Here is a 3,211-nt window from a genome sequence, read left to right as displayed (position 1 = left end):
AACCGGATATGATCCGGCCATCACGAAAGTGATTGCTCTTTTACAATTGAATAGGGATGGAAGGAAGTTTTTTTCGAGAAGACAAGTTGACAAGAGCATCGGGTGGATGCCTTGGCGTCGGAAGGCGATGAAAGACGTGGTAAGCTGCGAAAAGCCTCGGGGAGAAGCTAAACATTCTGTGATCCGGGGATTTCTGAATGGGGAAACCCGGCGGAGGTCATGCTCCGTCGCGGGCACTTGAATACATAAAGTGTCCAGCGCCAACTCAGGGAAGTGAAACATCTCAGTACCTGAAGGAAAAGAAATCAAACGAGACTCCCAAAGTAGCGGCGAGCGAAATGGGATGAGCCCAAACCGGCTGGATTCGTTCAGCCGGGGTTGTAGGGCCGGCATATGTGATTCATGAGTAGGCAGGGGAAATGAGCTGGAAAGCTCTGCCAGAGCGGGTGACAGCCCCGTACCTGAAACCGAAAGCGACACAGCCGGTACCTGAGTACCGCGAGACACGTGGAACCTCGTGGGAATCCGGGAGGACCATCTTCCAAGGCTAAGTACTAACCGACGACCGATAGTGTACCAGTACCGTGAGGGAAAGGTGAAAAGAACCTCTGTTAGAGGAGTGAAATAGAATCTGAAACCTGGTGCTTACAAGCTGTGAGAGCGGACTTGTTCCGTGATCACGTGCCTTTTGCATAATGAGTCAGCGAGTTAATCTGTACTGCAAGGTTAAGCGCAAGTGGAGCCGTAGGGAAACCGAGTCTGACAAGGGCGATGAGTAGTGCGGATTAGACCCGAAACCGGGTGATCTATCCATGAGCAGGTTGAAGCAAGGGTAAAACCTTGTGGAGGACCGAACCAATACCGGCTGAAAACGGTTTGGATGACTTGTGGATAGGGGTGAAAGGCCAATCAAACCCGGTGATAGCTGGTTCTCCCCGAAATATATTGAGGTATAGCCTCATGGATTGTCTACCGGAGGTAAAGCACTGACAGGGCTAGGGGTCCTACCAGATTACCAAACCCTATCAAACTCAGAATGCCGGTCAGATGTACCATGGGAGTCAGACGGCGGGTGCTAAGGTCCGTCGTCGAGAGGGTAAGAGCCCAGATCAACAGCTAAGGTCTCCAAATCTATGCTCAGTGGTTAAGGTGGTGACGTTGTAGAGACACCCAGGACGTTGGCTTAGAAGCAGCCATCGTTTAAAGAAAGCGTAATAGCTCACTGGTCTAATGACGTTGCGCCGAAAATGTAACGGGGCTAAGCATAGTACCGAAGCTTTGAATTCCGCATATGCGGTCTGGTAGGGGAGCGTTCTTCACGGGCTGAAGGTGTGTCGTAAGGCATGCTGGACTGTGGAGAAGTGATTATGCTGACATGAGTAACGATAAAACGGGTGAAAAACCCGTTCGCCGTAAACCCAAGGTTTTCCGGGTAAAGGTAATCTTCCCGGAGTTAGTCGGCCCCTAAGGCGAGGCTGAAAGGCGTAGCTGATGGGAAACGTGTTAATATTCACGTACTTGTGTGTTCGCGCGATGAAGGGACGCAGGAAGATAGGCAAGCCGGGCGCTGGTTGTCCCGGTGCAAGCGTGTAGGGATGAGAAGTTGGCAAATCCGCTTCTCTCTATCCTGAGACGCGAGTCCGTGACCGAAAGGTCTGAAGTTGTTGAGTCTATGCTGCCTAGAAAAGCTTCTAAGTATAGGACACGCAAACCGTACCGGAAACCAACTCAGGTGGGTGGGATGAATAATCCAAGGCGCTCGAGAGAACTCTGGCCAAGGAACTCGGCAAAATAACCCCGTACCTTCGGAAGAAGGGGTGCTTTTTAGGGTGAAGCGATTCACTCTGTCGAGCCCTGAAAAGCCGCAGAGAAATGGTGGTGGCGACTGTTTACTAAAAACATAGGTCTGTGCCAAGTCGTATAGACGACGTATACGGACTGACGCCTGCCCGGTGCTGGAAGGTTAAAAGGAGGAGTCAGCGCAAGCGAAGCTCCGAATTGAAGCCCCAGTAAACGGCGGCCGTAACTATAACGGTCCTAAGGTAGCGAAATTCCTTGTCGGGTAAGTTCCGACCTGCACGAATGGCGTAACGATCTCCACACTGTCTCGGCCAGAGACTCGGTGAAATTGAAGTCGCGGTGAAAATGCCGTGTACCCGCAGAAAGACGGAAAGACCCTGTGCACCTTTACTATAGCTTGACATTGGGATTTGAGCCTGCATGTGTAGCATAGGTGGGAGGCTGTGAACTCTGTACGCCAGTATGGAGGGAGCCATCGTTGAAATACCACCCTTGTTTGTTCAGGTCCCTAACTCTTCGCCGTGATCCGGTAAGAGGACAGTGTCTGGTGGGTAGTTTGACTGGGGCGGTCGCCTCCCAAAATGTAACGGAGGCATGCAAAGGTTCCCTCAGGCTGATTGGAAACCAGCCGTCGAGTGCAAACGCAAAAGGGAGCTTGACTGCAAGAGAGACATCTCGAGCAGGTACGAAAGTAGGTGTTAGTGATCCGGTGATCCCGAATGGAAGGGTCATCGCTCATTGGATAAAAGGTACGCCGGGGATAACAGGCTGATCGCATCCAAGAGTTCACATCGACGATGCGGTTTGGCACCTCGATGTCGGCTCATCACATCCTGGGGCTGAAGCAGGTCCCAAGGGTACGGCTGTTCGCCGTTTAAAGTGGTACGCGAGCTGGGTTTAAAACGTCGTGAGACAGTTTGGTCCCTATCTTCTGTGGGCGTAGGAGAATTGAAAGGGCCTGTCCCTAGTACGAGAGGACCGGGATGGACACACCACTGGTGGACCTGTTGTCGTGCCAACGGCACAGCAGGGTAGCTATGTGTGGAAGGGATAACCGCTGAAAGCATCTAAGCGGGAAGCCTGCCTTAAGATAAGTTCTCCCTGACGCAAGTCCTGAAGGGCCGAGGTAGACGACCTCGTTGATAGGCTGGAGGTGGAAGCCCTGTGAGGGGTGGAGCTGACCAGTACTAATAGCCCGTGCGTCTTGTTTCTCGAAAAAATCCTTCCATCCCTGTTTCAATAAATTTGCCAAATTTCTTTGGTAGCCATAGAGGAGAGGGTACACCCGACCCCATTCCGAACTCGGAAGTTAAGCTCTCCATCGCCGATGATACTGCATAACGTCATGTGGGAAAGTAGGCCGCTGCCAAAGATTGTTCGAGACCCCCTTGCAGCTCACAGCGCGAGGGGG

Annotated in this window: 2 rRNA genes; both read left to right on the top strand. The window is 52.2% G+C overall.

Going from position 1 to position 3,211, the window contains the following annotated elements:
• The first annotated feature begins 79 nt into the window (after positions 1-79).
• Positions 80-3,012 (top strand): 23S ribosomal RNA (locus ACQRCJ_RS12215).
• 45 nt (positions 3,013-3,057) lie between these two features.
• Positions 3,058-3,172 (top strand): 5S ribosomal RNA (gene rrf, locus ACQRCJ_RS12210).
• Positions 3,173-3,211 lie beyond the last annotated feature (39 nt).

Source organism: Desulfovibrio sp. SGI.102 (genome assembly GCF_050314315.1).
Taxonomy (GTDB): domain Bacteria; phylum Desulfobacterota; class Desulfovibrionia; order Desulfovibrionales; family Desulfovibrionaceae; genus Desulfovibrio.
Note: the sequence above shows the minus strand (reverse complement) of the source record. Positions and strands in the feature narration are given on the sequence as shown.